At 66.0% G+C, this 24,281-nt stretch carries 22 protein-coding genes, 3 tRNA genes and 4 pseudogenes; 11 read left to right on the top strand and 18 right to left on the bottom strand.

Going from position 1 to position 24,281, the window contains the following annotated elements; all coding sequences use genetic code 11:
• Positions 1-27 precede the first annotated feature (27 nt).
• The 5 genes from QMX82_RS16920 to tyrS all read right to left on the bottom strand — a co-directional run bounded on the left by QMX82_RS16920 (position 28) and on the right by tyrS (position 4,990).
• Positions 28-813 (bottom strand): enoyl-CoA hydratase, encoded by a 786-nt coding sequence (locus QMX82_RS16920; RefSeq protein WP_282285713.1) that lies wholly within the window; start codon positions 811-813, stop codon positions 28-30.
• 14 nt (positions 814-827) lie between these two features.
• A complete protein-coding gene (locus tag QMX82_RS16915; protein ID WP_282285709.1) occupies positions 828-2,012 on the bottom strand; it encodes an acetyl-CoA C-acyltransferase in 1,185 nt (394 codons plus the stop codon).
• A gap of 179 nt (positions 2,013-2,191) precedes the next feature.
• Positions 2,192-2,959 carry an SDR family NAD(P)-dependent oxidoreductase gene (locus tag QMX82_RS16910; protein WP_208694833.1) on the bottom strand — a complete coding sequence of 256 codons (768 nt, stop codon included), beginning with the start codon at positions 2,957-2,959 and terminating at the stop codon, positions 2,192-2,194.
• A 98-nt stretch (positions 2,960-3,057) separates the two neighbouring features.
• Positions 3,058-3,735, bottom strand: a complete 678-nt coding sequence (locus QMX82_RS16905) for an SDR family oxidoreductase (protein ID WP_282285706.1) — start codon at positions 3,733-3,735, stop codon at positions 3,058-3,060.
• A 10-nt stretch (positions 3,736-3,745) separates the two neighbouring features.
• Positions 3,746-4,990, bottom strand: coding sequence for a tyrosine--tRNA ligase (gene tyrS / locus QMX82_RS16900; RefSeq protein ID WP_282285704.1), 1,245 nt, complete (start codon positions 4,988-4,990; stop codon positions 3,746-3,748).
• A 595-nt stretch (positions 4,991-5,585) separates the two neighbouring features.
• Here tyrS and QMX82_RS16895 point away from each other — a divergent pair.
• Together QMX82_RS16895 and QMX82_RS16890 are read left to right on the top strand one after the other, a co-directional pair.
• The gene (locus QMX82_RS16895) at positions 5,586-6,758 is read left to right on the top strand and encodes a sensor histidine kinase (RefSeq protein ID WP_282285702.1); all 1,173 of its coding nucleotides are present in this window, start codon (positions 5,586-5,588) and stop codon (positions 6,756-6,758) included.
• A gap of 5 nt (positions 6,759-6,763) precedes the next feature.
• Positions 6,764-7,375 carry a histidine phosphatase family protein gene (locus QMX82_RS16890; RefSeq protein WP_282285700.1) on the top strand — a complete coding sequence of 204 codons (612 nt, stop codon included), beginning with the start codon at positions 6,764-6,766 and terminating at the stop codon, positions 7,373-7,375.
• Here QMX82_RS16890 and QMX82_RS26085 read toward each other — a convergent pair.
• From QMX82_RS26085 to QMX82_RS16865, 7 genes and pseudogenes are all read right to left on the bottom strand, one after another.
• Positions 7,372-7,809 (bottom strand): annotated as a pseudogene (locus tag QMX82_RS26085) (methyl-accepting chemotaxis protein); the annotation flags it as partial. The gene QMX82_RS16890 and the pseudogene QMX82_RS26085 sit on opposite strands and share 4 nt — an antisense overlap.
• A gap of 105 nt (positions 7,810-7,914) precedes the next feature.
• Positions 7,915-8,685: pseudogene (locus QMX82_RS26080) on the bottom strand (PAS domain-containing protein); the annotation flags it as partial.
• A gap of 250 nt (positions 8,686-8,935) precedes the next feature.
• On the bottom strand, positions 8,936-10,402 hold the full coding sequence (locus QMX82_RS16880) for a chemotaxis protein CheW (RefSeq protein WP_282285697.1): 1,467 nt from the start codon (positions 10,400-10,402) through the stop codon (positions 8,936-8,938).
• Positions 10,399-10,845, bottom strand: a pseudogene (locus QMX82_RS26075) (methyl-accepting chemotaxis protein); the annotation flags it as partial. The pseudogene QMX82_RS26075 and the gene QMX82_RS16880, both read right to left, overlap by 4 nt.
• Positions 10,846-11,010: 165 nt before the next feature.
• Positions 11,011-12,873 (bottom strand): annotated as a pseudogene (locus QMX82_RS16875) (PAS domain-containing protein); the annotation flags it as partial.
• A gap of 141 nt (positions 12,874-13,014) precedes the next feature.
• Positions 13,015-13,800, bottom strand: coding sequence for a sulfite exporter TauE/SafE family protein (locus tag QMX82_RS16870; protein WP_282285693.1), 786 nt, complete (start codon positions 13,798-13,800; stop codon positions 13,015-13,017).
• A 117-nt stretch (positions 13,801-13,917) separates the two neighbouring features.
• Entirely contained in the window at positions 13,918-14,280 is a 363-nt protein-coding gene (locus QMX82_RS16865) for a hypothetical protein (RefSeq protein ID WP_282285691.1), read from the bottom strand.
• Between the two features lie 166 nt (positions 14,281-14,446).
• Here QMX82_RS16865 and QMX82_RS16860 point away from each other — a divergent pair, with 166 nt between their 5' ends.
• The 3 genes from QMX82_RS16860 (at position 14,447) to QMX82_RS16850 (ending at position 15,218) form a co-directional block, all read left to right on the top strand.
• Positions 14,447-14,650, top strand: coding sequence for a hypothetical protein (locus QMX82_RS16860; RefSeq protein WP_208694824.1), 204 nt, complete (start codon positions 14,447-14,449; stop codon positions 14,648-14,650).
• Between the two features lie 75 nt (positions 14,651-14,725).
• Positions 14,726-14,854 (top strand): hypothetical protein, encoded by a 129-nt coding sequence (locus QMX82_RS16855; protein WP_282285689.1) that lies wholly within the window; start codon positions 14,726-14,728, stop codon positions 14,852-14,854.
• A gap of 178 nt (positions 14,855-15,032) precedes the next feature.
• Positions 15,033-15,218 carry a hypothetical protein gene (locus tag QMX82_RS16850; protein WP_282285687.1) on the top strand — a complete coding sequence of 62 codons (186 nt, stop codon included), beginning with the start codon at positions 15,033-15,035 and terminating at the stop codon, positions 15,216-15,218.
• Positions 15,219-15,313: 95 nt separating this feature from the next.
• Here QMX82_RS16850 and QMX82_RS16845 read toward each other — a convergent pair.
• From QMX82_RS16845 to QMX82_RS16835, 3 genes are all read right to left on the bottom strand, one after another.
• A tRNA-Leu gene (locus QMX82_RS16845) sits at positions 15,314-15,398 on the bottom strand.
• A 51-nt stretch (positions 15,399-15,449) separates the two neighbouring features.
• Positions 15,450-15,525, bottom strand: a tRNA-His gene (locus tag QMX82_RS16840).
• A 35-nt stretch (positions 15,526-15,560) separates the two neighbouring features.
• Positions 15,561-15,637, bottom strand: a tRNA-Arg gene (locus QMX82_RS16835).
• 247 nt (positions 15,638-15,884) lie between these two features.
• On the opposite strand from QMX82_RS16835, the gene folD reads away from it, so the two are divergent.
• Positions 15,885-16,739 carry a bifunctional methylenetetrahydrofolate dehydrogenase/methenyltetrahydrofolate cyclohydrolase FolD gene (gene folD, locus QMX82_RS16830; protein ID WP_208694822.1) on the top strand — a complete coding sequence of 285 codons (855 nt, stop codon included), beginning with the start codon at positions 15,885-15,887 and terminating at the stop codon, positions 16,737-16,739.
• A 42-nt stretch (positions 16,740-16,781) separates the two neighbouring features.
• Here the strand turns inward: folD and QMX82_RS16825 are convergent, their stop codons facing one another.
• Positions 16,782-17,627, bottom strand: coding sequence for a glycine betaine ABC transporter substrate-binding protein (locus QMX82_RS16825; RefSeq protein WP_405046280.1), 846 nt, complete (start codon positions 17,625-17,627; stop codon positions 16,782-16,784).
• Between the two features lie 269 nt (positions 17,628-17,896).
• Between QMX82_RS16825 and QMX82_RS16820 the strand changes: the two genes are divergently transcribed.
• Together QMX82_RS16820 and QMX82_RS16815 are read left to right on the top strand one after the other, a co-directional pair.
• Positions 17,897-19,207 (top strand): alpha/beta fold hydrolase, encoded by a 1,311-nt coding sequence (locus QMX82_RS16820; protein WP_208694820.1) that lies wholly within the window; start codon positions 17,897-17,899, stop codon positions 19,205-19,207.
• Between the two features lie 97 nt (positions 19,208-19,304).
• Complete coding sequence (locus QMX82_RS16815; RefSeq protein WP_261794008.1) at positions 19,305-20,021, top strand: MlaA family lipoprotein; 717 nt, start codon at positions 19,305-19,307, stop codon at positions 20,019-20,021.
• Between the two features lie 5 nt (positions 20,022-20,026).
• Here the strand turns inward: QMX82_RS16815 and QMX82_RS16810 are convergent, their stop codons facing one another.
• On the bottom strand, positions 20,027-21,163 hold the full coding sequence (locus QMX82_RS16810; RefSeq protein WP_282285677.1) for a patatin-like phospholipase family protein: 1,137 nt from the start codon (positions 21,161-21,163) through the stop codon (positions 20,027-20,029).
• Complete coding sequence (locus QMX82_RS16805; RefSeq protein WP_282285675.1) at positions 21,164-22,099, bottom strand: lipid A biosynthesis lauroyl acyltransferase; 936 nt, start codon at positions 22,097-22,099, stop codon at positions 21,164-21,166. It abuts the gene before it with no gap.
• A gap of 151 nt (positions 22,100-22,250) precedes the next feature.
• On the opposite strand from QMX82_RS16805, the gene minC reads away from it, so the two are divergent.
• The 3 genes from minC to minE all read left to right on the top strand — a co-directional run bounded on the left by minC (position 22,251) and on the right by minE (position 24,201).
• A complete protein-coding gene (minC, locus tag QMX82_RS16800; RefSeq protein ID WP_158891135.1) occupies positions 22,251-22,997 on the top strand; it encodes a septum site-determining protein MinC in 747 nt (248 codons plus the stop codon).
• A 134-nt stretch (positions 22,998-23,131) separates the two neighbouring features.
• Positions 23,132-23,950, top strand: a complete 819-nt coding sequence (gene minD / locus QMX82_RS16795; protein WP_158891137.1) for a septum site-determining protein MinD — start codon at positions 23,132-23,134, stop codon at positions 23,948-23,950.
• Positions 23,947-24,201 carry a cell division topological specificity factor MinE gene (gene minE / locus QMX82_RS16790; protein ID WP_017642793.1) on the top strand — a complete coding sequence of 85 codons (255 nt, stop codon included), beginning with the start codon at positions 23,947-23,949 and terminating at the stop codon, positions 24,199-24,201. The genes minD and minE overlap by 4 nt, the downstream gene beginning before the upstream one ends.
• The last annotated feature ends 80 nt before the right edge of the window (positions 24,202-24,281 follow it).

Genomic DNA, 24,281 nt, shown 5'->3' with positions numbered 1-24,281 from the left:
AGCGCCGCTGACGGGCGCGGGATGTGCTCAACGATGCTCGAACTTCCCCGGACGCTTCTCGACGAAGGCCGCCATGCCTTCCTTCTGGTCGGCGCTGGCGAACAGCGAATGGAAGACCCGGCGCTCGAAGCGGATGCCCTCGGCCAGGCTGGTCTCGAAGGCGCGATTGACGCTTTCCTTGAGCAGCAGGGTCGCCGGCAGCGAACGACTGGCGATGCCGCGGGCGGTTTCCAGGGTGCGCTCAAGCAGTTCGTCGGCGGGAAACACCTGGGCAACCAGCCCGGCACGCTCGGCTTCGGCGGCGTGCAGCTGCCGCCCGGTCAGGCACAGTTCCATGGCCTTGGCCTTGCCCAGGGCGCGGGTCAGCCGCTGGGTACCGCCGATGCCCGGAATGACGCCCAGGGTGATCTCGGGCAGGCCGAAGCGCGCGGTGTCGGCGGCATAGATGAAGTCGCACAGCAGCGCCAGTTCGCAACCACCGCCCAGGGCATAGCCGGCGACGGCGGCGATCAGCGGTTTGCGCCGCTCGGCGATGCGGTCGGCGACGCGGAAGTAGTCGTCCAGGTAGATCTGCGGATAGCCCTGCCCGGCCATTTCCTTGATGTCGGCGCCCGCGGCGAAGGCCTTGGCCGAGCCGGTGAGCACCACGCAACCGACCTCGGGATCGGCGTCCAGGCGCGCCAGCAGGGCATCCAGCTCATGGAGCAGCTGGGCATTGAGGGCGTTGAGCGCCTTGGGGCGATTGAGGGTGATGAGGGCGACGCGCGCCTCGATCTCCAGCAGCAGGGTCGATTCGGTAGAGGCTTCGCTCATGGTCTTGTCCTTGTCTAGTCGTTGAGTTCCAGCGCCATGGCCGTGGCCTCGCCGCCGCCGATGCAGATGGCCGCCACGCCCCGGCGCAGACCGCGCTGGCGCAGCGCCTGGATCAGGGTCACCAGGATCCGCGCACCGGACGCGCCGATGGGATGGCCCAGGGCACAGGCGCCACCGTGCACGTTCAGGCGCTCCGGGTCCAGCCCCAGGGCATCCTGGGCGGCCAGGGCCACCACGGCGAAGGCTTCGTTGATCTCGAACAGGTCGACGTCGCTCAGCTGCCAGTCGATGCGCTCGAGCAAGGTGCGGATGGCGCCGATGGGCGCGGTGGGAAAGTCGCCCGGGGCGCCGGCATGGGCGGCATGGCCACGGATCGTCGCCAGCGGCCTCAGCCCTTCGCGCCCGGCCGTGCTGGCCCGCATGAGCAGCAGCGCCGCGGCGCCATCCGAGATGGAACTGGCGTTGGCCGCGGTGACGGTACCGCCTTCGCGAAAGGCCGGCTTGAGGGTGGGAATGCGCGCCGGATCGGCACGGCGGGGTTGCTCATCGGTGTCGATGCTCAGGGTCTCCTTGCGCCCCGCCACCTCCACCGCGACGATCTCGCTGGCGAAGGCACCGCTGGCCTGGGCCTGGCGCGCCCGGGCGAGGGACTGCTGGGCATAGGCATCCTGGCGTTCGCGGCCGATGCCCAGGCGCGCGGCGCAATCCTCGGCGAAGGTGCCCATCAGGCGCCCGGGTTCATAGGCGTCTTCCAGGCCGTCGAGAAACATGCTGTCGATCAGGGCGCCGTGGCCGAGGCGGTAGCCGCTGCGGGCCTTTTCCAGCAGATAGGGCGCGCGACTCATGCTTTCCATGCCGCCCGCCACCACCACCTCGGCACTCCCGGCGCGCAGCAGGTCATGGCCGAGGATGGCCGCCTGCATCCCCGAACCGCACATCTTGTTCAGGGTGGTGCAGCGCGTGCTCTGGGCCAGACCGGCGCCAAGCGCCGCCTGGCGTGCCGGTGCCTGGCCGAGGCCAGCGGGCAGCACGCAGCCCAGCAGCACCTCGTCGACCCGTTCTGGCGCCCAGCCCGCCCGCTCCAGTGCGGCGCGGACCACGGCGCTGCCCAGTTGCGGCGCCGACAGCGCGGCCAGTTCGCCACCCAGGGCGCCCATGGGCGTACGGGCGGCGGCGACGATGACAATGGGATCGTTCATGGCAACTCTCCTAGGCCCTTACGAAAAGTGCCTACACTTGGTGATGCTTCGTTGAAAAGCGCCTGGGTGGCCAGCCCCGTCGGAATGCTCATTTACCACTCGTAAACTCGCTCGCCGGTCCGCTTCCTCAGCGCTTTTCGCCTCGCCTGACCATCGCTCGGCGACTCTTCGTACAGGGCCTAGCGCGGGGCCATGCGCAGCGCGCCGTCGAGGCGGATCACCTCGCCGTTGAGCATGGGATTCTCGATGATGTGGCGGACCAGGGCGGCGAATTCCTCGCCGCGGCCGAGGCGCGGCGGAAAGGGCACGTTGGCGGCCAGGGCGTCGCGTACCTCGGGGGTCATGCCGGCCATCATGGGCGTCTCGAAGACGCCCGGCGCTATGGTCATGACCCGGATGCCCTGCCCGGCCAGCTCGCGCGCCGCCGGCAGGGTGAGCGCGGCGACGCCCCCCTTGGACGCGGCATAGGCGGCCTGGCCAATCTGGCCATCGAAGGCGGCGATCGAGGCGGTGTTGACGATCACGCCGCGCTCGCCGTCGGCCTCGGCCATGCCCCTGGCCATGGCCGCGGCGGCCAGGCGCAGGACATTGAAGCTGCCCACCAGATTGACGTTGATGATGCGCGCGAAGGCGGCGAGGTCGTGGGGGCCGTTACGTCCGAGGATGCGTGCGCCGCCGACGATGCCGGCGCAGTTGATCGCCCCCTGCAGACTGCCCCAGCGGGCCAGCACGGCATCCAAGGCGGCGCTCAGGGCCTCGGCATCGGTCACGTCCACGGCCAGCGCCAGGGCCTGGTCGCCGAACCGTTCGGCGTGGGCCTGTACGGCCTCGGCCTGGAGATCCAGCATTGCCACCCGGGCGCCTGCCGCGATCAGTCCCTCAGCGGTGGCGGCGCCAAGGCCCGACCCAGCGCCGGTTACCAGAAAGTTTCGCTCGTCGATGCGCATGGTGGCACTCCCCAGGATGATGGACTCATCTTCGATCCTCGGCCGGGGTCGGACAAGGGCCGGAGCGCTCAGTCGCACCGAGCGATCCGGCCCCTCGTTCACCAGGGCAGGGCTTGCCCCTGGTAGTCGAGAAAGGCGCAGCCAGGCTGGCCGGCCCGCGCCTCGATCGTCGCCACCAGACCGGCGACGCTATCGGCCACCTCGACCGGCGCGCTGGAGCCGCCCAGTTCGGTGCGCACCCAACCCGGGTGCAGGGCCAGCACGGCGAACGCCGGTCGCCGCCCGGCGACCCAGCTCTGCAGCAGGCTGTTGAGCGCTGCCTTGCTGGCGCCATAAAGCGGCATTTCGGCGGCTCGTGCCAGGCTGACGCTGCCCATCTGCGAACTCAGGCAGGCCGCCACCCCGGCAGCGGCCATCCGCGGTGCCAGAGTCTCCAGCAGCCGCAGCGGCGCCACCGCATTGGTGAGGAATAGCTCGCCCAGCTCCGCGACCGTCGCCCGCGGCCCCTCTTCTTCCATCGGCCCCATGATTCCGGCATTGACGATCAGCCGCTCCAGCGAGCCGTCACCCAGCTCGTCCAGTAGTCGCGTGCCCAGGTCGGGATCGCGCAGATCGCCGGTCACTACCCGCAACCGCCCCTTGGCGGTCGCGGCCAGGGCATCCAACGCGGCGTTCGGCGTTCGCACCACCGCCAAAACCTGAGCCCCTTGCCTCAGATAGCGCTCCACCAGCCCCAACCCTATGCCCCGCGAGGCACCTATCACCCAGACCTTCATCGTCTTCTCCTCAGTCCACCAACGTGATGCGCAGATGCCGTTTCTTGCCCAGACTCACCCGCCGACCCGCGTCGCTCAGCGCCAGACGGATAGCGGGATCCATCACCGGCTGCTCGTCCAGGCGCAGGCCGCCGCCTTCCGCCAGTCGACGTACCGCACTGCGCGACGGTTGCACTCCCGCCTCGACCAGCAACTCGACCAGGGTGACGCCCGCGTCCAGTTGCCTGCGGCTCACGGCGACCTCCGGCAACTGCCCGGAGCCGTCTCGATCAGCGAATACCTCGGCGGCGGCTGCCTCAGCCTCGCGTTGCGCCCGCTCGCCATGGGCCAGCCGGGTCGCCTCGTTGGCCAGCACGCTCTTCGCCAGATTGATTTCCGTACCGCCCAGGGCGCCCAGTCGGTGGACTTCGTCCAACGGCAATTCGGTAAACAGGGCCAGGAAGCGCTCGACGTCGGCATCGTCGCAATTGCGCCAGAACTGCCAGAAGTCGAAGGCCGACAGCCGTTCCTCGTTGAGCCAGACCGCGCCCTGGGCCGACTTGCCCATCTTGCGCCCGTCACGGGTGGCCAGCAGTGGCATGGTCAGGCCATGGAGCCGGGGACCGCCCTGCCGGCGCGACAGCTCCACGCCGTTGATGATGTTGGCCCACTGATCGGCGCCGCCCAGTTGCAGGGTGCAGCCATAGCGCCGCGACAACTCGACGAAATCGTAGGCCTGCAGCAGGGTGTAGCCGAATTCCTCGAAGGACAGCGAGTGCTCGCGGTCGAGGCGATTCCTGATGGCATCGAAGGTCAGCAGCCGGTTGATGGAGAAGTGCCGGCCCACGGCGCCGAGAAAATTCAGGTAGCCGAGGCCATCGAGCCATTCGGCGTTGTCCACCACCAGGGCGCGGCCATGGCCATCGCCCACTTCCAGGTAGCGGTGAAAAGCCTTGGCGATACCGGCCATGTTCAGCGCGATCTGCCCCTCGGTCAGCACCGGGCGGCTGCTGTCGCGAAAGCTGGGGTCGCCGATACGGGTGGTGGCCCCGCCGATCAGCAGGAGGATGGGATGGCCGGCGCGCTGCAGCCAGCGCATCAGCATCAGCCCCTGCAGGTGACCGACGTGGAGGCTGTCGGCGGTGGCGTCGAAGCCGAGATAGCCGGTCACCGGTCCGGCGGCAAGGGCGCGGGCGAGGCCGTCACGATCGGTGGTCTGGTGCACGAAGCCGCGGGCTTCGAGGGTGGCGAGCAGGTCTTGCTGGGTGCTGTCCATGGGGTCTCCTGTGGCTGGACGGTGCCAGGGAGACCGGGAGAAGTTGCCTTGACCGAGCCGCCCTAGGCGGTTCGGTCATGCAGCGCAGTACCTACCACCCGATGTTGGTCAGGTAGTAGTAATAGGCGCTAATGGGGCAGAGGAAGGTTCGCATGGGGCGCCACGCTACCGGCTCGCCCAGCGATTGGCAACTGCGAACCGCTCGCACTGCCGCTTCGACCAGATGTCGCACCTCCCCTGGCAGGCGCTGAACGAACGGCGACAGTGGCGTTCCGACACCTGTCCTTTGCCAGCAGTATCGAGACGCAGAGATGAACGTACCCGCTCCACCCCTAGTGATCCCCAGCGCCGACGTGGCGTTTCCAGGTGTACCTGGACAAGGAAAATCCCTTGCGTGAGAGGATCCCACCGATGAAAAGCATCACCCCGGCCAATCTGCTGCTGCTACTGCTTTGCCTCACGGTACTGGCCTACGCGACCGACCTGATCGGCTAGTCTCGGCCTGGAACACTCTCAATGAGGCATAGCTGATGGTTGCCGTCCGGCGTCTCTTGGCCTAGCGTTCAGGCCGTGTCCGTCAGAGAACTACAGCGTCATGCCCAGCCAACTCTCCAGCACCGTCGAAAGCATCGAGCTGCTGGCGTCCCTGGATTCCGTCGCGGCGCTCCTGCGCGTCGTCTGTGATGTCAGCGGCCTTGGGGTCGCCACCATCGCCGAGGTCACCGAGCAGCGCTGGATCGCCTGCGCGGTGGAAGATCGCCTCGCCTTCGGCCTGCAACCCGGCGCCGAACTGGACCTCGAATCCACGCTGTGCAACCACGTGCGCTCCTCCCACGAGGCCGTGATCATCAGCGACGTGACCCAGAACCCCACCTACTGCGATCATCCGGCACCCGGCCTCTATGGCTGGAAGAGCTACCTGTCGGTCCCGGTGTTTCGTCCCAACGGGACTTTTTTCGGGACGCTGTGCGCCTTCGATCCCCAGCCCGGGCCACTACTGGAGCAGCGTTCGGTGATAGCTACCCTGGATGGCTTCGCCCGTCTGCTGGGTGAATTGCTCGCCCGCGAAGAACAACGTCGCGAGGAAAGCCCCGGCCCGCGCGGCGATCGCGATCTGGAGCCCTTGCGCGAGCAGTTGCTGGTGCTCCTGGAAGAAGATCTGCAGCGCCCGCTCCAGGCGCTGGCCACCCAGGACCTGTCCGCGGCTACGCCCCAGGTCCGGCACTGGCAAACCGAGGCACGCCGCCTGGCCGAACGCAGCGCCGTGGCCGCCGATTTCGTGCGCGTGCGCCTGGGTCATGGCCTGCCGCTGAAACCGGCGCTGGTGGACGACGTCAATGAACGGCTCCTGGGCTTGTTCGCCACGCTGCAGACTCGCGTTCCCGAGCAGACATTGAGCAGCGAATTGCCGGCCTTGCCGGCCGCCCTGCGTCTGGACCTGCCTCGCGTGCTGCAGGCGCTGGACGCCATGCTGGAGCAGGCCGCGTCCAGCAATTCCCCTGGGGGCAACCTGTTGCTGCGCGGCGAGATCCACGAACGCTGCTATAGCCTTGTCGTGGAAAGCAGCACCGCCGTGGTGGACCCTGGCACTCTGGGCCAGCTGTTCCAGCCGGCGCTGAGCAAGGCCGACCTGGCGCAGCCCGCGCGCCTGGACCTGGGCCTCTATGTCGCCCGGGAAATCGCCCGCGGTCATGGCGGCAGCCTGGTCGCGCGCCTGGAGGACAGTCGCCTGCGTTTCATCCTTACCCTACCCACTGCCCTGGATTGATACCCTTGCCCTTGCCCTCTCCCTTGCTGGTGATCCGTCACGGCGAAACCGACTGGAACGCCAGCGGCCGCCTCCAGGGTCGCCAGGACATACCCCTCAATGGTCGCGGCCGCGCCCAGGCCGAAGCCGTGGGCCTGGCCCTGCGTGAACGCCTCGACGTCTCTCGCTTCGCCTGCCTGAGCAGCCCGCTGCAACGCGCCAGCGCGACGCTCGATCTGATCCTGGCGCAGCTGCCGGGCACGCCGAAAAGCCTGGGCCGCGATGCGCGCCTGGCGGAAAAGGCCTTTGGTGACTGGGAGGGCCTGGACATGCCGACCATCATCCAGCGCTATCCGGAGCAGCACGCCCGACGCGTCGCCGAGCCCTATACCTTTCGGGTACCCGGTGGCGAAAGCTATGCCGATGCCGCCGAGCGAGTGCGCCCGCTGCTGGAAGAACTCCAGGGTCCCACGCTACTAGTGGCCCATGGCGCCCTGATCCGCAGCCTGCTGGTGGCGACCGGTCTGGCCAGCCCTGAGGTGGCGACCCGGATGGTCATCCACCAGGGCCGCTGGCTGGAACTCGATGCGGCCGGTTATGCGTGGTACAGCGCGCCTGGCTGGGACGACCAGTCCTAACTCAGCCGCCGGGCGAACTGGCTGACCGCGCCCACCACCTGGCGGGCGCCCTCCTGGATCTCGGTGATGCGCACCCCGGCGTTGCTCGCCAGGTGCAGCCCCTGCTCCGCCTGCTGGCGACTGGCGGCCATGTTGCTGACTGCGGTCTGCGCCAGTTGCTGATTCTGCTGCACCACCCCGACGATTTCTTCGGTGGCCTTGCTGGTACGCCCGGCCAGTTGCCGGACCTCGTCCGCCACCACGGCGAACCCCCGGCCCTGCTCGCCCGCCCGGGCGGCTTCGATGGCGGCGTTGAGCGCCAGCAGATTGGTCTGCTCGGCGATGCCGCTGATGGTCTTGACGATGGCGCTGATCACCAGCGACTGCTTGCCGAGGTCTTCGATGCCATTGGCGGCGACCTGGATCTCGTCGGCGATGCGGGTCATCACCGCGACCGTGTCCTGCACCACCGCCGCACCCTGACGGGCGCTTTCGTCGGTGGTCTGGGAGATGTCGAAGGCGACCCGCGCGGCTTCGGCCACCGCCAGCTCCTGCTCCACCTGCTCGGTGATGACGGTGGCGAACTTGATGACCTTGTACAGCTCGCCGCGAGTGTTGAGCACCGGGTTGTAGGAGGCTTCCAGCCAGACCGTGCGGCCATGGCTGTCGATGCGCTTGAAGCGACTGGCCACGTAGTCACCCCGGTTGAGCCGTTCCCAGAAGGCGCGATAGTCGGCCGAGTCGGCCTCTTCTCGGCTGCAGAACATCCGATGGTGCTTGCCGACGATCTGCGCCAGCGAATAGCCCATGCCCTGCAGGAAGCGCTCGTTGGCGGTGAGCACCTCGCCGGACAGATCGAATTCGATCACTGCGGTGGAGCGCAGCAGCGCATTGATGATGCCCGAGTGCTCGGTGGAGACTTCCACCTGCTCGGTCCGGTCGTAGGCATAGCAGCGGATCTGCTTGACCTGGCCCTGGCTGTCACGCACCGGCGTCCAGATCGCATAGAGCCAGGCCACCCCGCCCGTGCCGCGCAGCAACCGATAGATGCCACTGGCCTGGTGACCTTCGCTGAAGCTGCGCTTGAGATCGCCGTAGCAGACCAGCTTCTTCACGTAGTCCGGAATGATCTCGTCCAGATTCCGCCCGGTCAGGCTGCCGGGCGCGTAGCCCAGGCAGAGCGCGAAGTTCTCGTTGAAATCCTCGATCCGGCCCTGGGCGTCCAGCAGCAGATGCAGCGAATCCTGATGGAAGGCCGCGCTGACCTGGCGGTGTTCGGACAGTTCGGCTTCGAGATCGGCGATGCGGCGTTTGAGTGCGGAGTTGAACATGGGATCACCCAGGAAAGTTGTGTCTTCCTCTGGTTCGACGCGCCGCGGAATTTCTTGACAACTCGCTGATGAACGCCTGCACCCGGCTCCGGCAGAGGAGGCGCGGGTGGCGCGCCCCGTCTGGCGACTCCCGGCAAACACCACTCGCTCTAGCCTGCCGGTACCGCTTTGATGAGGGACGCCTGCGGTGGCCGACAAAGCCACGGGTAATCCGTTACCCGACCGTTCGACGAAGCGACGAGCGGTATCGTCAAACTGTCGCAGCCACGCGCTCCGGAAGGGTCTGCCGGGCCTGGCCTTCCAGACGTTTCACCAGCGCCCCGAGGTCGATCAGGGTCGCCTGGCGACTGTTGCCCGCGGATCCTACACCCACCCAGCTCTGCGCCCGCTGCGCCGGTACTGCCCCGCCCTCCCCTGGCAACTGCCAGCTGCGCGCCAGGGCATCTGCGCGCAACTCGGTAAAGGCCTCGATGGCCTCGACCCGCTGCACCACGAAACCCAGGCGCTGGCGTTGCCCTTCCACCACGATCACCTGATCGCCGGGACCTGACTCCACCGCTGTCGCACCGGCCAGGGTCCGCAGGCAGACCAGGGTGATCTGCTGGCCGCGGACCTCCATCAATCCCAGCAACCGCGGATCCCGCTGGCCGAGGCGTAGGTAGTGCGTCGGCAGCGGCAGGACCTCCGCCACCTGCTCCAGCGGGACGGCGAACAGCAATTCGGCGAGAAAGGTCAGGCACGGCTGGCGGCGGACCTGACGCCGCTCTTCGCGCAGCAGGTCGCGATCGGTGCGATAGATCCGCGCATAGGCCACCGCCGCCTCCTGGCACCCCAGGGCCAGGTGATCGATCACGATGGCCGCCTCGCCCTCCGCGGCGCTGAACACCCCGCGCAACAGCCCGGGCTGCTCCAGCCCGAAGCCCAGCAGCGGCGCGCACTGCGCCGGATCCCGCCGCCACATGCCGAGCAGCCGCTGGAAGCCGAAGGCCACCCGATACTGACCCCGGTCGCCCGCCGCCAGCACCAGCAGCTGCTCATGATGACCCTGGGCGGGCGTGGCCAGCCCCAGCAGCTCGGACAGCTCCAGCACCGGCAAGGCCTGGCCTCTCAGCTGCACCTGGTAGCGACAGCTGTCGCTGGCGAATTCGCTGGGTGTCAGCTGCGGTCGATCCACCAGCTCCTGCACCACCGCCGCATCCAGGCACAGGCGCCGCCCATCGCACTCGAACAGCAGATAGAGCCGCTCCGCTTCCGTGCCAATGGCGGCCTGCCGCTGTAGCGCCGGCGGCCTGTCGGCACTGACCTCGAAGCCCGGCAAGGCGGCCAGGGTGTCCAGATCCAGCAGATGGACCAGCCGGCCGCTTTCCGGGCGCAGATGGACGCGCCCCAGCAGGCGCCCGGGCGTCCCCTGCAATTGCACGATGGCGTCATCCGCCAGCTTGAGGATGTCCACCACCCCATCGATGGCCAGGCCGAAGCGCCCACCCCCATGACGGATCACGGCGATCCGGCGCTCGTGCTCAACCGCCGGTAGCCCCAGTAGACGATGGCCGTCCACCAGCGGCAGCGGCTGGCCGCCCAGCTCGAAGAGGCCCAGCAACCAGGGCAGCGGACTCGGATGAGGCGCCAGGCGCTCCGGCCAGGGCACCACGCGTTCCAGGGCCTGGGCGGACAGCGCGACTTCCAGTTCGCCGATCCGCACCACACCCTGGGTCACGACCGTCCTCCCCCGACCACCGGCGGGAGGGTGGTGGCCGCGTCCAGTTCCTGGATCAGCTGATTGACCCGCGCCGCATCGTCGAGCTGGGCCGCGGTGGAGCCGTTGATGGCCTCGATGGACTGCTGGGTCTTGCCCACCCCTTCGGCGATCAGGCCGAAGGCCTCGCCCACGCTGCGCGAGATCTCACTGCCCTGGGCGATGCTCTTGACCGACTCCAGGATCAGCTTGTTGATCTCCTTGGTCGCCTGGGACGACTTCTCGGCCAGCTTGCGGACCTCGTCGGCCACGACCGAGAAGCCCAGGCCGTGCTCGCCGGCGCGGGCCGCCTCGATGGCGGCGTTGAAGGCCAGCATGTTGGTCTGATTGGCGATGTCGCTGATCACCTGGACGATGTCCTGGATCCCTCCGGCCGTGGCGCCGATGGCCTCCATGGCGTCCAGCGAGCGGGTCAGGGTCAGGGAACCACGCTCGGCTTCCTCCAGGGTGCGTCGGGCCATGCGGTTGGCGTCGTCGGTGGTCTCGGCGATCTGGTTGATGGAGCGGGTCAGGGCGTGCAGCGAAAGATTCATCTGCTCGATCTTCTGCCGCACGTGCTGTTCCATCTCCACCTGGCGGGTGATGTCGGTGGCGAACTTCACCACCTTGTGCACCTGCCCATCGGCGTCGAAGATGGGGTTGTAGGTGGCCTGGATCCAGATGCGCTGGCCGAACTTGCTCAGCCGCATGAAGCGCCCGCCAAACACCTCGCCCTGGGCCAGCCGCGCCCAGAACTCGCGGTACTCGCCGGAGGCGACGTGCTCCGCCTCGCAGAAGATGCGGTGATGCTGGCCGCGGATCTCCTCCAGCCGATAGCCCAGGGTCGCCAGGAAGTTGCGGTTGGCCTCGAGGATCTTGCCGGTCAGATCGAATTCGATCACTGCCTGGCCGCGGTCGACGGCCGCCACCTTGCCCGCATAATCGCTGTTGCGAATCTGGCTTTCGGTGATGTCCACGGCGAACTTCACCACCTTGCACGGCTTGCCGTCGGCATCGAAGATCGGGTTGTAGGTGGCCTGGATCCAGATCTCCTCGCCCCGGCTGTTGCGTCTCTTGTACACCCCGGCGTCGAATTCGCCCCGCGCCAATTTATCCCAGAACAGCCGGTACTCCGCCGAGCGGGCATAGTCCTCGGGACAGAAGATGCGGTGATGCTTGCCCACCACTTCGTCGGCCTGGTAACCCAGAGCCAGCAGGAAGTTGCGGTTGGCGTTGAGCACCGTGCCGTCGAGGGAGAATTCGGCGATGGCCTGGGATCGGTCGATGGCCGCCACCTTGCCTTCGTAGTCGCTGTTGCGCAGCTGACTCTCGGTGACGTCGCTGGCGAACTTGACCACCTTGTACGGCTTGCCCTCGGCATCGAGGATGGGATTGTAGGTAGCCTGGATCCACACCTGGCGGCCGTCGCTGGCGCGTCTCTTGTACAGCCCGGCATCGAAGTCGCCGCGGCCGAGCTTTTCCCAGAACAGCCGATAGCCCGGCGAGCGGGCATGCTCGGGTTCGCAGAAGATCCGGTGATGCTTGCCATGCACCTCGTCCAGGCTGTAACCCAGGGCCGACAGGAAGTTCTCGTTGGCCGTCAGGATGTTGCCGTGCAGATCGAATTCGATCACCGCCTGGGCACGGTCGATGGCGGCCATCTTGCCTGCGAATTCGGCGGCCTGCAGTTGCGCATCGGTCACATCGGTGGCGAACTTCACCACCTTGTAGGGTCGACCGTCGCTGTCGAGGATGGGGTTGTAGGTGGCCTGGATCCAGATCGGCCGGCCATCGCGGCGGATGCGCTTGTAGACCCCGGTGTCGAAGACACCCTGCCCCAGGCGATTCCACAGCAGGGCGTACTCCGCCGAACGCGCATAGTCCGCCGGGCACATCAGGCTGTGATGACGCCCGCGCAACTCGTCCAGCGCATAGCCGGTCATGCCGAGGAAGTTGTCATTGGCCCAGAGCACGTTGCCCTGCAGATCGAATTCGATCACCGCCTGGGAGCGATGGATGGCTTCGATCTTGCCTTCGTATTCGACCGCCTGCAGCCGCGTCTCGGTGATGTCGGTGGCGAACTTGATGATGCGCTGCGGGCGCCCCTGCGCATCCAGCAACGGATTGTAGGTGGCGCGGATCCACCTCAGGCTGCCGTCCTTGTGCTTGCGGCGATAGACACCGCTGTGGAACTCGCCGCGCGCCAGCGCCGCCCAGAAGTCCTGATAGTCCTCGCTCTCCGCCACCCCGGGCGGGCAGAACAGGCGGTGCTGCCGCCCGCTGATCTCGTCGAGGCGATAGCCGAAGGTCTGCAGGAAGTTGTCGTTGGCGTGAAGGATCGTGCCCTGCAGATCGAATTCGATCACCGCCAGGGAGCGGTCCAGCGCCTGGCGCAAGGCGTGATAGGCGGAGGCATCGTCGACAGCGGCGGATTCGGCAGAGGCGGAAAACATGGGCAGCTCCAGGAGAGAACTCGGCGAACAGGTTATCGGCAATCGCGATAACAAATTGAACGCCGTCTATCCTAGAGATGTTTGCTCCTGGCGGATCGCCAGTAGTCGTCCGATGAACGACCTTAAGTTTCACACCAACGTTCAGACCACCAGCTTGGCGCCTATGACCAGCAGCATCACCGCCAGGCACGGCCGCAGCACGCCATCCGGTACGCGTCCGGAGAGATGGCTGCCCAGGAAGATCCCCGGCAAGGAACCCAGCAGCAGAAAGCCCAGGACATGCCAGTCCAGATTGCCCAGCCCCGCGTGGCCAAGCCCCGCCACCAGCGTCAGGGGCACCGCATGGGCGATCTCGGTACCGACCAGGCGCCGGGTCGCCATCAGCGGATAGAGCAGGAACAGCGCCACCGTGCCCAGGGCGCCCGCCCCGATCGAGGTCAGGGTCACCATGAAGCCCAGCACCGCGCCGGTTAGCACCGTCAGGGCATTGAGCCGCCGGGCACTCAGGTGAAATCTGTCGCTGGCATGGCGGCTGGCAAAGGCGAAGATCTGCTGTTTGAAGAGAATGGCCAGGGCCGTCAAAAGCAGCACGATGCCCAGGGCATGCTTGATGAGGGCATTGGTGGCGTGCTGATCACCGGGCAGCAGCGCCAGGGCGAGTAGCGTCAGGGCGGCAGTGGGTACGCTACCGGCGGCCAGCCAGCCGGTCACCGTCCAGTCGATGTTGCGGTTGCGCTGGTGGACGAAGACGCCGCCCGCCTTGGTGATGGCGGCATAAAGCAGATCGGTGCCTACCGCTGCCGCGGGATTGATCCCGAACCAGAGCAGGATGGGGGTCATCAGCGAGCCACCGCCCACGCCCGTCATGCCAACGATGAAGCCAACCACCAGCCCCGCGATCACGAAGCCCAACGCCCCTACTTCCATTACAGCCCCAATTGCCGTTGTCGGCTCATCTTGCGGCCGCACAGGATAACCACTCAGGTTATACCGACCTATATTGAAAGGGTCTTTGCTTATAACCGATAACACTAAAATCCCGGGTCAGCGGCTCTGGTGGGCATTCAGATAGGCCGCAACCTCTTCGTCGCCATAGCCGGCGCGCCGGGCATGGGACTCAATGGCGGCGCGGCAGGCGGGATCGGTAACGGTCGCCGGCATGACGGTGCCGCAGGGCGCCAGGCTCGCCTGCGCCAGGAAGCTCTCGAGATCCTGCTTGTGTTCGTCCGCGACCGGATGGGTACCCGTGGTGGGTGCATGGGCCGCTACCGGCGGCGTGGTGGTCGCCACCACGGCCGGCTCGCTGCTGGTCGAATCGCTACGGTGGGTGGTTGCCACCGCAGCCACTACCAGCAGACCGAAACCGGCGGTCAACACCAGCAACTTGCGAGTTGAAGTCCCGCTCATGATTTCTTCTTCCCTATGAAAAAGCTGACATCTCGGACCTGAAAACGACGTGGGCTGCCGAAAGTCCGACTTTTAACCAATCAAGTCAGACAATATTTTTCCAGCCGGTGTTCAGTCAAAGGTGGCGCATGCCACACTCGGCGGTATCAGGAGACAGGAGCAGCTCATGCAGCAGAAGGATTTCATCGGCCCCCGGTTGCGCCAGCTCAGCGCGGACCTTTCGCTCGCCGACCGTCTGGCGGAGAGTGCCCAAGTCGATCTCAATGCCGATCTCAAGCGCCGGGTCCGGGAAGACCTCGAACGGGCGCTGCGCGAGGTCGGTCAGCTCAGCGAAGAGCAGACCCTCTGGCTGAACTGGGCAACCAGCTAGCCCGGCACGCCTGCCGTCGTCGCGCTGTAACGCGCGGCTGCTATCTGTAGCGGCATCCACCCTCTGGAGCCGAGCATGAAAGCGGAATACGAAATCAGTGACGACATCGCCCACTTCGTGGGGGGCGCCTTGATCAGCCTGGTGCTGCTCAGTGGCGGCGCCATTGGCGGCGCCCTGTTCCTGCTGGCCGAGACGCTCAACTGACCGTCCGTCGCCAGCCCCGCCGCTCCCGCAGCCGCTGCGAGGCCGTCCTTGACCGGGTAGGTGTTCGACAGGGCAGCCGTCACTCGCCCCGAATCCGCCAACCTCTTGCATTACCCGCCTGTCGCATTAGTCTTGAAAGTGCCAATAACAACTAGTGTAGACGGCAAGAGGTCGGATCATGCGAACCCAACTGACCCGCTCGATCACCCTGTTCGACAGCCCGGATCACCAGCCTGCGACCGCAGCGGTCTCCTCTTCCCCGGGCAGCGGCAAGCGCAACCTGCATAAGTGGACCAAGGCCCTGGTGTTCGGCACCTCGTTCGCCGTCGCGCTCTGTGCGCCCCTGCTGCGGCATCTGCACTGAGACCGGGTACCAGCACTGGACGCCCGCTGGCCGCCACCTGGATCGCAGGCACAAAAAAACCGGCGCTGGGCCGGTCTTCTGCTGTGCATCTTGATTGGTGCGGACGGAGAGACTCGAACTCTCACACCTTGCGGCGCCAGAACCTAAATCTGGTGTGTCTACCAATTCCACCACGTCCGCGAGACGCTTGAAAGACGAACGCCAGACACGAGGTCTGGCGTTCGCTGAATATGGGGTGGACGATGGGAATCGAACCCACGACACCAGGAGCCACAATCCTGTGCTCTACCAACTGAGCTACGCCCACCATATCTTACGTGCTTGCCGTCGCCGAACCGCCAATGGCGCGCCCGGCAGGACTCGAACCTGCGACCATCCGCTTAGAAGGCGGATGCTCTATCCAGCTGAGCTACGGGCGCCTGTTACGGCAGCTGCCCTAGCAGAGACCTCCTTGGTGAGAAGCCTCTTGCCTGGCCCTTGTCAGTGACTTGGGCTGTGCTCGGCAAGCGGGGCGAATGTTATAAAGCTGCCGCCGGGCCGTCAACTAATTTTTTAAAAATTTTTAAGCAGAAGAATGAGTTAGCCGCCGCAGAGGCTTCTCTGTTGTCAGCGGGCCCGTCCATGCGAAAATAGCCGACCCCTTTCCGTCACCACCAGAAACTGCCCATGACCGCCCAACTGATCGACGGCAAGTCCATTGCCGCCCGCCTGCGCCAGGATATTGCCCAGCGAGTCTCTCAACGTCGTAGCGCCGGACTGCGCGCCCCTGGCCTCGCCGTCATCCTGGTCGGCAACGATCCCGCCTCGAGCGTCTATGTGGCGCACAAGCGCAAGGATTGCGAAGAGGTCGGTTTCGACTCCTATGCCCATGACCTGCCGGCCAGCACTAGCCAGACAGAACTGGAAGCCCTGATCGACCGACTCAACGACGACACCAGCGTCGACGGCATCCTGCTGCAGTTGCCGCTGCCCGCGCACCTGGATGCCACCCAGCTCCTGGAGCGCATCCGCACCGACAAGGACGTCGACGGCTTCCATCCCTACAACCTCGGTCGCCTGGCACAGCGCAATCCCCAGCTGCGCCCCTGCACGCCGAAGGGCATCATGACCCTGCTGCACAGCACCGGCGTCGACCTCTATGGGCTGGATGCGGTGGTGGTCGGCGCCTCCAACATCGTCGGTCGGCCCATGGCGCTGGAATTGCTGCTGGCCGGTTGCACCGCCACCGTGACCCACAGATTCACCCGCTCCCTCGAACACCACGTCAGCCAGGCCGATCTGGTGGTGGTCGCCGTGGGCAAGCCGGGACTGGTCAAGGGTGAATGGATCAAGCCCGGCGCCATCGTCATCGACGTGGGCATCAACCGCCAGGCCGATGGCCGCCTGGTGGGCGACGTGGAATTCGAAAGTGCCTGTGAGCGCGCCAGCTGGATCACTCCGGTTCCCGGCGGCGTCGGCCCGATGACGCGGGCCTGCCTGCTGGAAAACACGCTGTACGCTGCGGAGCAGCTGCACACTTAGCAAAACGGGCCCCGCAGGGCCCGTTTTCTATTCAGCCAACCCTCAGGGCAGCCAGGACTTCACGCGATCCGGATGGGCGGCGATCCAGGCCTTGGCGGCCTCTTCCGGCTTCTTGCCCTCTTCCACGGCCAGCATCACCTCGTTCACCTCACCCGGCTGCCAGGCGAACTTCTTCAGCAAGTCCCAGACCGGCTTGGCCTTGGCTTCCAGCGCGGGGTTGGCCACGGTGTCCACGTGCTCGGAGCCGCCGAACACACCCTTGGGATCCTCGAGGAACTTCAGCTTCCACTTGGCGAACATCCAGTGCGGCACCCAGCCCGTCACCACGACCGGCTTCTGGTCCTTCTCGGCACGGGTCAGCTCGGCAATCATGCCGCTGCCCGAACTGGCCACCAGCTTGTAGTCCAGGCCATAGTCCTTGATCGCCTGGTCGGCCTTGAGCATGACCCCGGCACCGGCGTCGATACCGACGATCCGACCACCGAAGTCGGCCTTCTGCGCCTGCAGATCGGCGATGCTGTTGGCCTTGACGTACTCCGGCACGATCAGACCGATCTTGGCGTCGGGGGTGTTGACGTTCAGATCGACCACCTGATCCTTCATCTTCTCGTAGTAGGCGCCATGGGTGACCGGCAACCAGGCGGACAGCATGGCGTCGAGTTTGCCGCGCGCCACGCCCTGCCACATGATGCCGGCGGCAACCGGCATGAGCTTGACCTCGTAGCCCAGATTCTGGCGGATTACTTCAGCTGCGGTATGGGTGGTGGCCACGCTATCGGCCCAGCCATCGACGTAGCCGATGGTGATTTCGGGCTTGGCCGCCTGGGCCAGGCTCATGGCCGAGGTCAACGCGACACCGAGTCCTATTCCCAACAGTTTCTTCACCATGCTCATGCAGCAGTCCTCTCGCTATGGAAGTCGGGCGGTTGCCCCACCTCCATCATTCGGGCAATGCAAGATAGCCACTACCGTCTGGGCGACGCATAACGACCGGTTAGCGACAAGGGCTGCACTTTTCACGACATGCAATGTCGCTTGACGCAGCTCGTCGACCGCTCTGTAATCGACGCCGCGCAGAAACCTGCACCTGTCGATGCAACCTATTGGCGGGCCGTTGTCTTACCTACGCTCTCAAGCCCTCTGAAAGGACTCTGTCCATGCGTCTTTCGTTGCGCGTCGCCGCCCTGCTGGGCGCGCTGTTTTCCGGCCTCTGGGGTACCGCGCACGCGGCCGCGGAAGTGGATGCAGCCACCTATGGCTATCCACTGGTCAATCCCTTCGAAGCCACCATCGTCACCACGCCGGAAAAATTCCGTCCCGAGCTGCCGCCCGAAAGCACCATCGACCAGGATGACTACAGCATCAACCTGCGTCCGGAGCGGGAATACCAGCTACCCGGCAACTTCTGGCCAGTGAAGAAATTCCACTACCGCCTCGCGCGCCAGGACCATCCGGCACCGCTGATCTTCCTGATCGCCGGCACTGGGGCCAACTATTCCTCGAGTACTCAGGAATACCTCAAGCGGCTGTATTACGCGGCCGGCTACCATGTGGTGCAGCTGTCCTCGCCCACCAGCTGGGACTTCATGGTGTCGGTATCGCGCACCGCCACCCCAGGCTACACCCCGCACGATGCCGAGGATCTCTATCGCGCCATGCAGGCGGTGCGTGCCCAGCATCCCAAGCTGCCGGTCACCGACTACTACCTGACCGGCTACAGCCTGGGCGGCCTGGACGCCGCCTTCGTCTCCTACCTGGACGAGAGCCAGCGCAGCTTCAACTTCAAGAAGGTGCTGATGGTCAATCCGCCGGTCAATCTGCTGACCTCGGTACGCAACCTGGATCGCCTGGTACAGACCGAGGTGAGGGGCGTCACCAACAACCGCACCTTCTACGAGCTGATCCTGTCGAAGCTGACCCGCTACTTCCAGGAAAAGGGCTACGTCGACTTCAACGACGCCGTGGTGCGCGACTTCCAGCGCTCGCCGGAGCGGCTGAGCAACGAAGAACTGGCCATGCTGATCGGCTCGTCCTTCCGCTTCTCGGCGGCGGACATCGCCTTCACGTCCGACCTGATCAACCGTCGCGGCCTGATCACCCCGCCGACCTATCCCATCAGCGAGGGCACCAGCCTGACGCGCTTCTTCGCCCGTTCGCTGCAGTGCGACTTCGACTGCTACATGACCGAGCAGGTGATGCCGTTCTGGCAGAAGAACTTCAAGGGGCAGAACCTCGACGATCTGGCGCGCAAGTCCAGCCTCATCGCGCTGGAAGACTATCTGAAGAGCAGCCCGAAGATCGGTGTCATGCACAATGCCGATGACATCATCCTCGGCCCGGGCGACCTCGGCTTCCTGCGCAAGACCTTCGGCGATCGCTTGACCGTCTACCCCCATGGCGGCCATTGCGGCAATCTCAACTACCGCGTCAACGCGAACGCCATGCTGGAGTTCTTCGCCCGTGGTTAAGTCCCTGCTCGCTCTCCTCCTGCTGGCCAGTGCCTCGGTCTTCGCCGCCGAATCGAGTCCGCCGCCCTCCTCGACCCTGACCATCGGCTCGGACACCATGCCGGCCGCGCCGGTGGGCGCCGATGGCTTCAGCAATCCGCTGTCGACCCTGAAGTACAACCCGGGTCTGGATCAGCGCGAATTCGAACGGGCCTCGCTGGTCGCCCTGGACGTCTACGATCCCTTCGAATCCTGGAATCGCCACGTCTACCACTTCAACTATCGGCTGGACGAGTGGGTCCTGCTGCCGGTGGTCAACGGCTACCGCTGGATCACCCCGCGCTTCGTGCGCTCGGGCGTGAGCAACTTCTTCAGCAACCTGGGTGATGTCAACAACCTGCTCAACAGCGTGCTGCAGTTCAAGGGCCGCCGTGCCCTGGACACCACCGGCCGCCTGCTGCTCAACACCACCATCGGGGTGTTCGGCCTGTGGGACCCGGCGACTCGCGTCGGGCTGATCAAGCAGCCGGAAGACTTCGGCCAGACCCTGGGCTTCTATGGCGTGGGTGACGGTCCTTTCCTGATGCTGCCGGTTCTCGGCCCATCCAACCTGCGCGACACCGGCGGCCTGGCGGCGGACTTCGCCGCCGAGGCGCAGATCAACTTCCTCAACGTCAGCGACGAAAGCGGTCGCCACCCGGAGATCATGGTGCTGCGCGGCATCAACCTCAGGTACGTCACCGACATGAGATACGGCCAGCTCAACTCGCCCTTCGAGTACGAGAAGATCCGCTACTTCTACACCAAGGCGCGGGAACTGCAGATCGCCGAATAAGCGCCCTAGGCGCCGGCGAGAAAGGCCTGGAGTTCGGGCAGGCGGGCCAGGGCATCGGTCCGCCCCAGCGCCATGAGTTCCTGGCAGTAGGCCGCCTCGAACAGCAGATAGCTGAGCAGCGCACTGCCCGAAGGCCGATTCACCCCGACCCCCCGCAGCAACTGCCGCAACGCCGGCGGCAGGCGCTTGCGATGGCGGGTGGCGATATCCGCCAGCGGCTGGCTGGGCGAGATCACCAGCATGTCCACGGGACGGCATAACCGTCCGCTGACCGGATCCCCTGCCGGCAGGGCGCTACTCAGCAGATTGAGGCGCCGCAGGGTTTCGGTATCGCTGTCCAGGGCATCGACGAAGGTGCTGTTGAGCAGGTGACCGCCGATCTGCGCCACCGTCGGCGGTCGGCCCTGCACGCCGTGCTCGTGCCCCCCTGGCGCGCCGAGCCCGATCACCAGGATGCGCTCTGCCCCCAGGTGCAGCGCCGGACTGATGGGCGCCGTCTGCCGCACCGAACCATCGCCCAGGTACTCGCGCCCGACCTTTACCGGCGGAAAGAACAGCGGAATGGCCGTACTGGCCAGCAGGTGATCGACTGCCAGCCGTGCCGGTACCCCGACGCGCCGATGACGAAACCAGGGATCGAGCGCGCCATGACTCTGGTAGAAGGTCATCGCCTGACCCGAGGCATAACCGAAGGCCGTGACCGCCACGGCCCGCAGGGCGCGCTGGCGCAAGGCCGCGGTGATCCCGGAGAAATCCAGCTCGCGGCCGAGCAGCGCCCGCAGGGGCGCGTTGTCGAGCAAGGCCAGGGGTTCCTGGCGCCAGGCGCCGAACAGCGTCTGCAGACCGAAACGCGCGGCCTGGCGGGTCGCTCCGGGCCAGTCGCTGCGATAGATCATCGCCGTTTCCAGGCTCGACCAGACCGCCGCCAGGCGATCCACCGCACGGCCGAAATCCAGGGCGCCGCAGCCCAGCACGGCGGCGTTGAGCGCGCCCGCCGAGGTACCGACGAGGATCGGAAAGGGATTGTCGGAACGGACCGCCAGGGTATCGGCCACCACCTGCAGCACCCCGACCTGATAGGCGGCCCGCGCGCCACCGCCGGCCAGAATCAGCCCGGTGCGCCGCTCGCCGCCCAGGCTCATCTAGCGCTTCTTCTTCGGATAGAGCTTGGGCTCGCCGGGCGGGCGGGTCTTGAAGCGCCGATGAGCCCAGAGGTACTGCTCGGGTAGCTCGCTGACGCAGCGCTCGACCCAGTGATTGATGCGCAGGCAGTCGGCTTCCTCGCTCGCGCCGGGGAAGTCGGCCAGCGGCGGATGAACGACCAGGCGATAGCCCGAACCGTCCGCCAGGCGCTCCTGGGTGAAGGGCAGCACCCGTGCCCGCCCCAGCCGGGCGAACTTGGTGGTGGCCGTCACCGTGGCCGCCTGGATGCCGAACAGTGGCACGAAGAGGCTCTGCTTGGCGCCGTAGTCCTGATCGGGTGCATACCAGATGGCCCGCCCGGCGCGCAGTACCTTGAGCATGGCGCGCACGTCCTCGCGCTCGATGGCGGTGGCGTCCTGGTTGTGGCGCTCGCGACCGCGGCGCTGGATGAAGTCGAACACCGGATTCTTGTGCTGGCGGTACATGCCGTCGATGGTGTGCCGCTGCCCGAGTAGCGCCGCGCCGATTTCCAGGGTGGTGAAATGCAGCGCCATGAGGATCACCCCCTGACCTTCGCGCTGCGCGGCCTGCAGATGCTCGAGGCCTTCGATATGGGCCAGGCGGGCCAGCCACTGCCGCGGCCACCACCAGCTCATGGCCATCTCCAGCAGGGCCATGGCGCTGCTGGCGAAGTTGCGCCGCAGCAGGCGATCGCGCGCCCGCTCGTCGAGCTGGGGAAAGCAGAGTTCCAGATTGCGGCGGGCGATGGCGCGGCGCTGACCGGCGACGTGATAGAAAAGCCAGCCGAGTCCCTGGGAGAGTCGCAGCAGTACGGCATAGGGCAGTTGCACCAGCAACCAGAGCAGACCGAGCCCCAGCCAGAGCGGCCAGTAACGTGGATTGAGAAAGGCGAGGCGGAAAGACGGCCGCTCCATCGGAACTCCTGCATGAAAAAGTCGCGCCATTCTACAGGGCTCGCGCAGATTTCCCGTAGCCTTCACAGTCATGGTCCCCCAGACCCGGTGAGGGTTGCGACACGCGGGGCATCCCGCTATAAGTCCCGCCATCCAAGCACAAGTACCCACCATGACCGCAGCCGATCCTTCCGAAAGCGACTCCGTCTTCCAGCTCAAGGGCAACATGCTCGCCGTGACCGTGCTGGAGCTTCTCCGCAATGACCTGGGGCGCCTGGACCGGCAACTGGCCCAGAAGGTTGCCCAGGCCCCCAACTTCTTCCAGGAAACGCCGCTGGTGCTCGGCCTCGACAAGCTCGCCGAGGATGCCGGACCCCTCGACCTGGGCGCCCTCCTCGACCTCTGCCGCCGGCACGGCCTGCGTACCCTCGCCCTGCGCGCCAGTCGCAGCGGGGATCTGGCCGCCGCCAACGACTACGACCTGCCGATCCTGCCAGCCAGTTCCGGCGGGCGGGAGCGCCAGGTCGAACCGCGCGATCGCGAGCCGGTCAAGCCGGCGGAACCGCCCAAACCGGCCGTACCGACGATCAATCCGACCAAGATCATCACCGCCCCGGTGCGCGGCGGCGTGCAGCTCTATGCCCCGGCCGGTGACCTGGTGGTGCTGGCACCGGTCAGCCCGGGCGCCGAATTGCTCGCCGACGGCAACATCCATGTCTATGGCCCCATGCGCGGCCGAGCACTGGCCGGCGTAAAAGGTGATACTAAAGCGCGGATTTTCTGCCAGCAGCTGACCGCGGAACTGCTCTCCATCGCTGGCCAGTACAAGGTCGCCGAGGACCTGCGACGCCATCCACAATGGGGCAATCCGGTACAGGTCAGCCTGGTGGGAGATGTGTTGAACATCACCCGTCTTTGACGGATACTTCCGCGAATTTTTCGCACTTGGCGCCTAAGCCGCCAAAGGCAACACGAAGCGCGACACTGCCTGCAATCTCGTCACCGAGGGCACCGAGTCGCTTCAGTTATTCCTTTCGATCAAGGTGAATCAGTTTGGCCAAAGTACTCGTAGTCACCTCCGGCAAGGGCGGCGTCGGCAAGACCACCAGCAGCGCCGCTATCGGTACCGGTCTCGCCCTGCGCGGCCACAAGACCGTCATCGTCGACTTCGACGTCGGCCTGCGTAACCTCGACCTGATCATGGGCTGCGAGCGCCGCGTGGTGTACGACTTCGTCAACGTGATCAACAACGAGGCCACCCTGAGCCAGGCCCTGATCAAGGACAAGCGCCTCGAGAACCTGTTCGTGCTGGCCGCCAGCCAGACCCGTGACAAGGACGCCCTGACCCAGGACGGCGTCGAGCGCGTGATCAACGAACTCAAGCAGACCTTCGAGTTCATCGTCTGCGACTCCCCGGCCGGCATCGAGAAGGGTGCCCACCTGGCGATGTACTTCGCCGACGAGGCCATCGTCGTCACCAACCCCGAGGTGTCCTCGGTGCGTGACTCCGACCGCATGCTCGGCCTGCTGGCCAGCAAGTCGCGCCGCGCGGAAAAGGGCGAGGAAGCCATCAAGGAACACCTGCTGCTGACCCGCTACAACCCCGAGCGCGTCACCAAGGGCGAAATGCTCGGCGTCGAGGACGTGGAAGAGATCCTGTCCATTCGTCTGCTCGGCGTGATCCCCGAATCCCAAGCGGTGCTCAAGGCGTCGAACCAGGGTATCCCGGTAATTCTCGACGAACAGAGCGACGCCGGTCAGGCCTACAGTGATACCGTGGAACGACTGCTCGGCAAGGAAGTGGCCTATCGCTTCCTCGACGTGAAGAAGAAAGGCTTCCTGCAACGTCTGTTCGGGGGTGGTAGCGAATGAACATCTTCGACTTCTTTCGCGATCGGAAGAAGCAGAACAGCGCTTCGATAGCCAAGGAGCGGCTGCAGATCATCGTTGCCCACGAACGCGGTCGCCACGAGCAGCCGGACTATCTGCCGCAACTGCAGAAAGACCTGCTGGAAGTGATCCGCAAGTACGTGCCCATCGAGCAGGACCAAATCCAGGTCGAACTGGAAAATCAGGGCAGCTGCTCGATCCTCGAACTCAACATCACCCTGCCCGACCGCTAAGGCGAGCGCAGCAGGACAGCGGCGGCCCCCCCGGCGCCCCGGGGGGTTTAGACATAGCGCAAACACGGCCCCAGCCCCGC

It is taken from the genome of Pseudomonas sp. PS02302, from assembly GCF_029959585.1.
GTDB classification, from domain to species: Bacteria; Pseudomonadota; Gammaproteobacteria; order Pseudomonadales; family Pseudomonadaceae; genus Chryseomonas; species Chryseomonas aestiva.
The sequence above is the reverse complement of the archived record's forward strand: the minus strand, read 5'-3'. Positions and strand labels throughout refer to the sequence as shown.

Excerpts from the sequence above, each read along its gene's own strand:
- QMX82_RS16920 (WP_282285713.1), bottom strand. The coding sequence starts at position 813 with ATGAGCGAAGCCTCTACCGAATCGACCCTGCTGCTGGAGATCGAGGCG.
- QMX82_RS16915 (WP_282285709.1), bottom strand. The coding sequence starts at position 2,012 with ATGAACGATCCCATTGTCATCGTCGCCGCCGCCCGTACGCCCATGGGC.
- QMX82_RS16910 (WP_208694833.1), bottom strand. The coding sequence starts at position 2,959 with ATGCGCATCGACGAGCGAAACTTTCTGGTAACCGGCGCTGGGTCGGGC.
- QMX82_RS16905 (WP_282285706.1), bottom strand. The coding sequence starts at position 3,735 with ATGAAGGTCTGGGTGATAGGTGCCTCGCGGGGCATAGGGTTGGGGCTG.
- tyrS (WP_282285704.1), bottom strand. The coding sequence starts at position 4,990 with ATGGACAGCACCCAGCAAGACCTGCTCGCCACCCTCGAAGCCCGCGGC.
- QMX82_RS16895 (WP_282285702.1), top strand. The coding sequence starts at position 5,586 with ATGCCCAGCCAACTCTCCAGCACCGTCGAAAGCATCGAGCTGCTGGCG.
- QMX82_RS16870 (WP_282285693.1), bottom strand. The coding sequence starts at position 13,800 with ATGGAAGTAGGGGCGTTGGGCTTCGTGATCGCGGGGCTGGTGGTTGGC.
- QMX82_RS16865 (WP_282285691.1), bottom strand. The coding sequence starts at position 14,280 with ATGAGCGGGACTTCAACTCGCAAGTTGCTGGTGTTGACCGCCGGTTTC.
- QMX82_RS16860 (WP_208694824.1), top strand. The coding sequence starts at position 14,447 with ATGCAGCAGAAGGATTTCATCGGCCCCCGGTTGCGCCAGCTCAGCGCG.
- QMX82_RS16855 (WP_282285689.1), top strand. The coding sequence starts at position 14,726 with ATGAAAGCGGAATACGAAATCAGTGACGACATCGCCCACTTCGTGGGG.
- QMX82_RS16850 (WP_282285687.1), top strand. The coding sequence starts at position 15,033 with ATGCGAACCCAACTGACCCGCTCGATCACCCTGTTCGACAGCCCGGAT.
- folD (WP_208694822.1), top strand. The coding sequence starts at position 15,885 with ATGACCGCCCAACTGATCGACGGCAAGTCCATTGCCGCCCGCCTGCGC.
- QMX82_RS16825 (WP_405046280.1), bottom strand. The coding sequence starts at position 17,627 with ATGGTGAAGAAACTGTTGGGAATAGGACTCGGTGTCGCGTTGACCTCG.
- QMX82_RS16820 (WP_208694820.1), top strand. The coding sequence starts at position 17,897 with ATGCGTCTTTCGTTGCGCGTCGCCGCCCTGCTGGGCGCGCTGTTTTCC.
- QMX82_RS16815 (WP_261794008.1), top strand. The coding sequence starts at position 19,305 with ATGCCGGCCGCGCCGGTGGGCGCCGATGGCTTCAGCAATCCGCTGTCG.
- QMX82_RS16810 (WP_282285677.1), bottom strand. The coding sequence starts at position 21,163 with ATGAGCCTGGGCGGCGAGCGGCGCACCGGGCTGATTCTGGCCGGCGGT.
- QMX82_RS16805 (WP_282285675.1), bottom strand. The coding sequence starts at position 22,099 with ATGGAGCGGCCGTCTTTCCGCCTCGCCTTTCTCAATCCACGTTACTGG.
- minC (WP_158891135.1), top strand. The coding sequence starts at position 22,251 with ATGACCGCAGCCGATCCTTCCGAAAGCGACTCCGTCTTCCAGCTCAAG.
- minE (WP_017642793.1), top strand. The coding sequence starts at position 23,947 with ATGAACATCTTCGACTTCTTTCGCGATCGGAAGAAGCAGAACAGCGCT.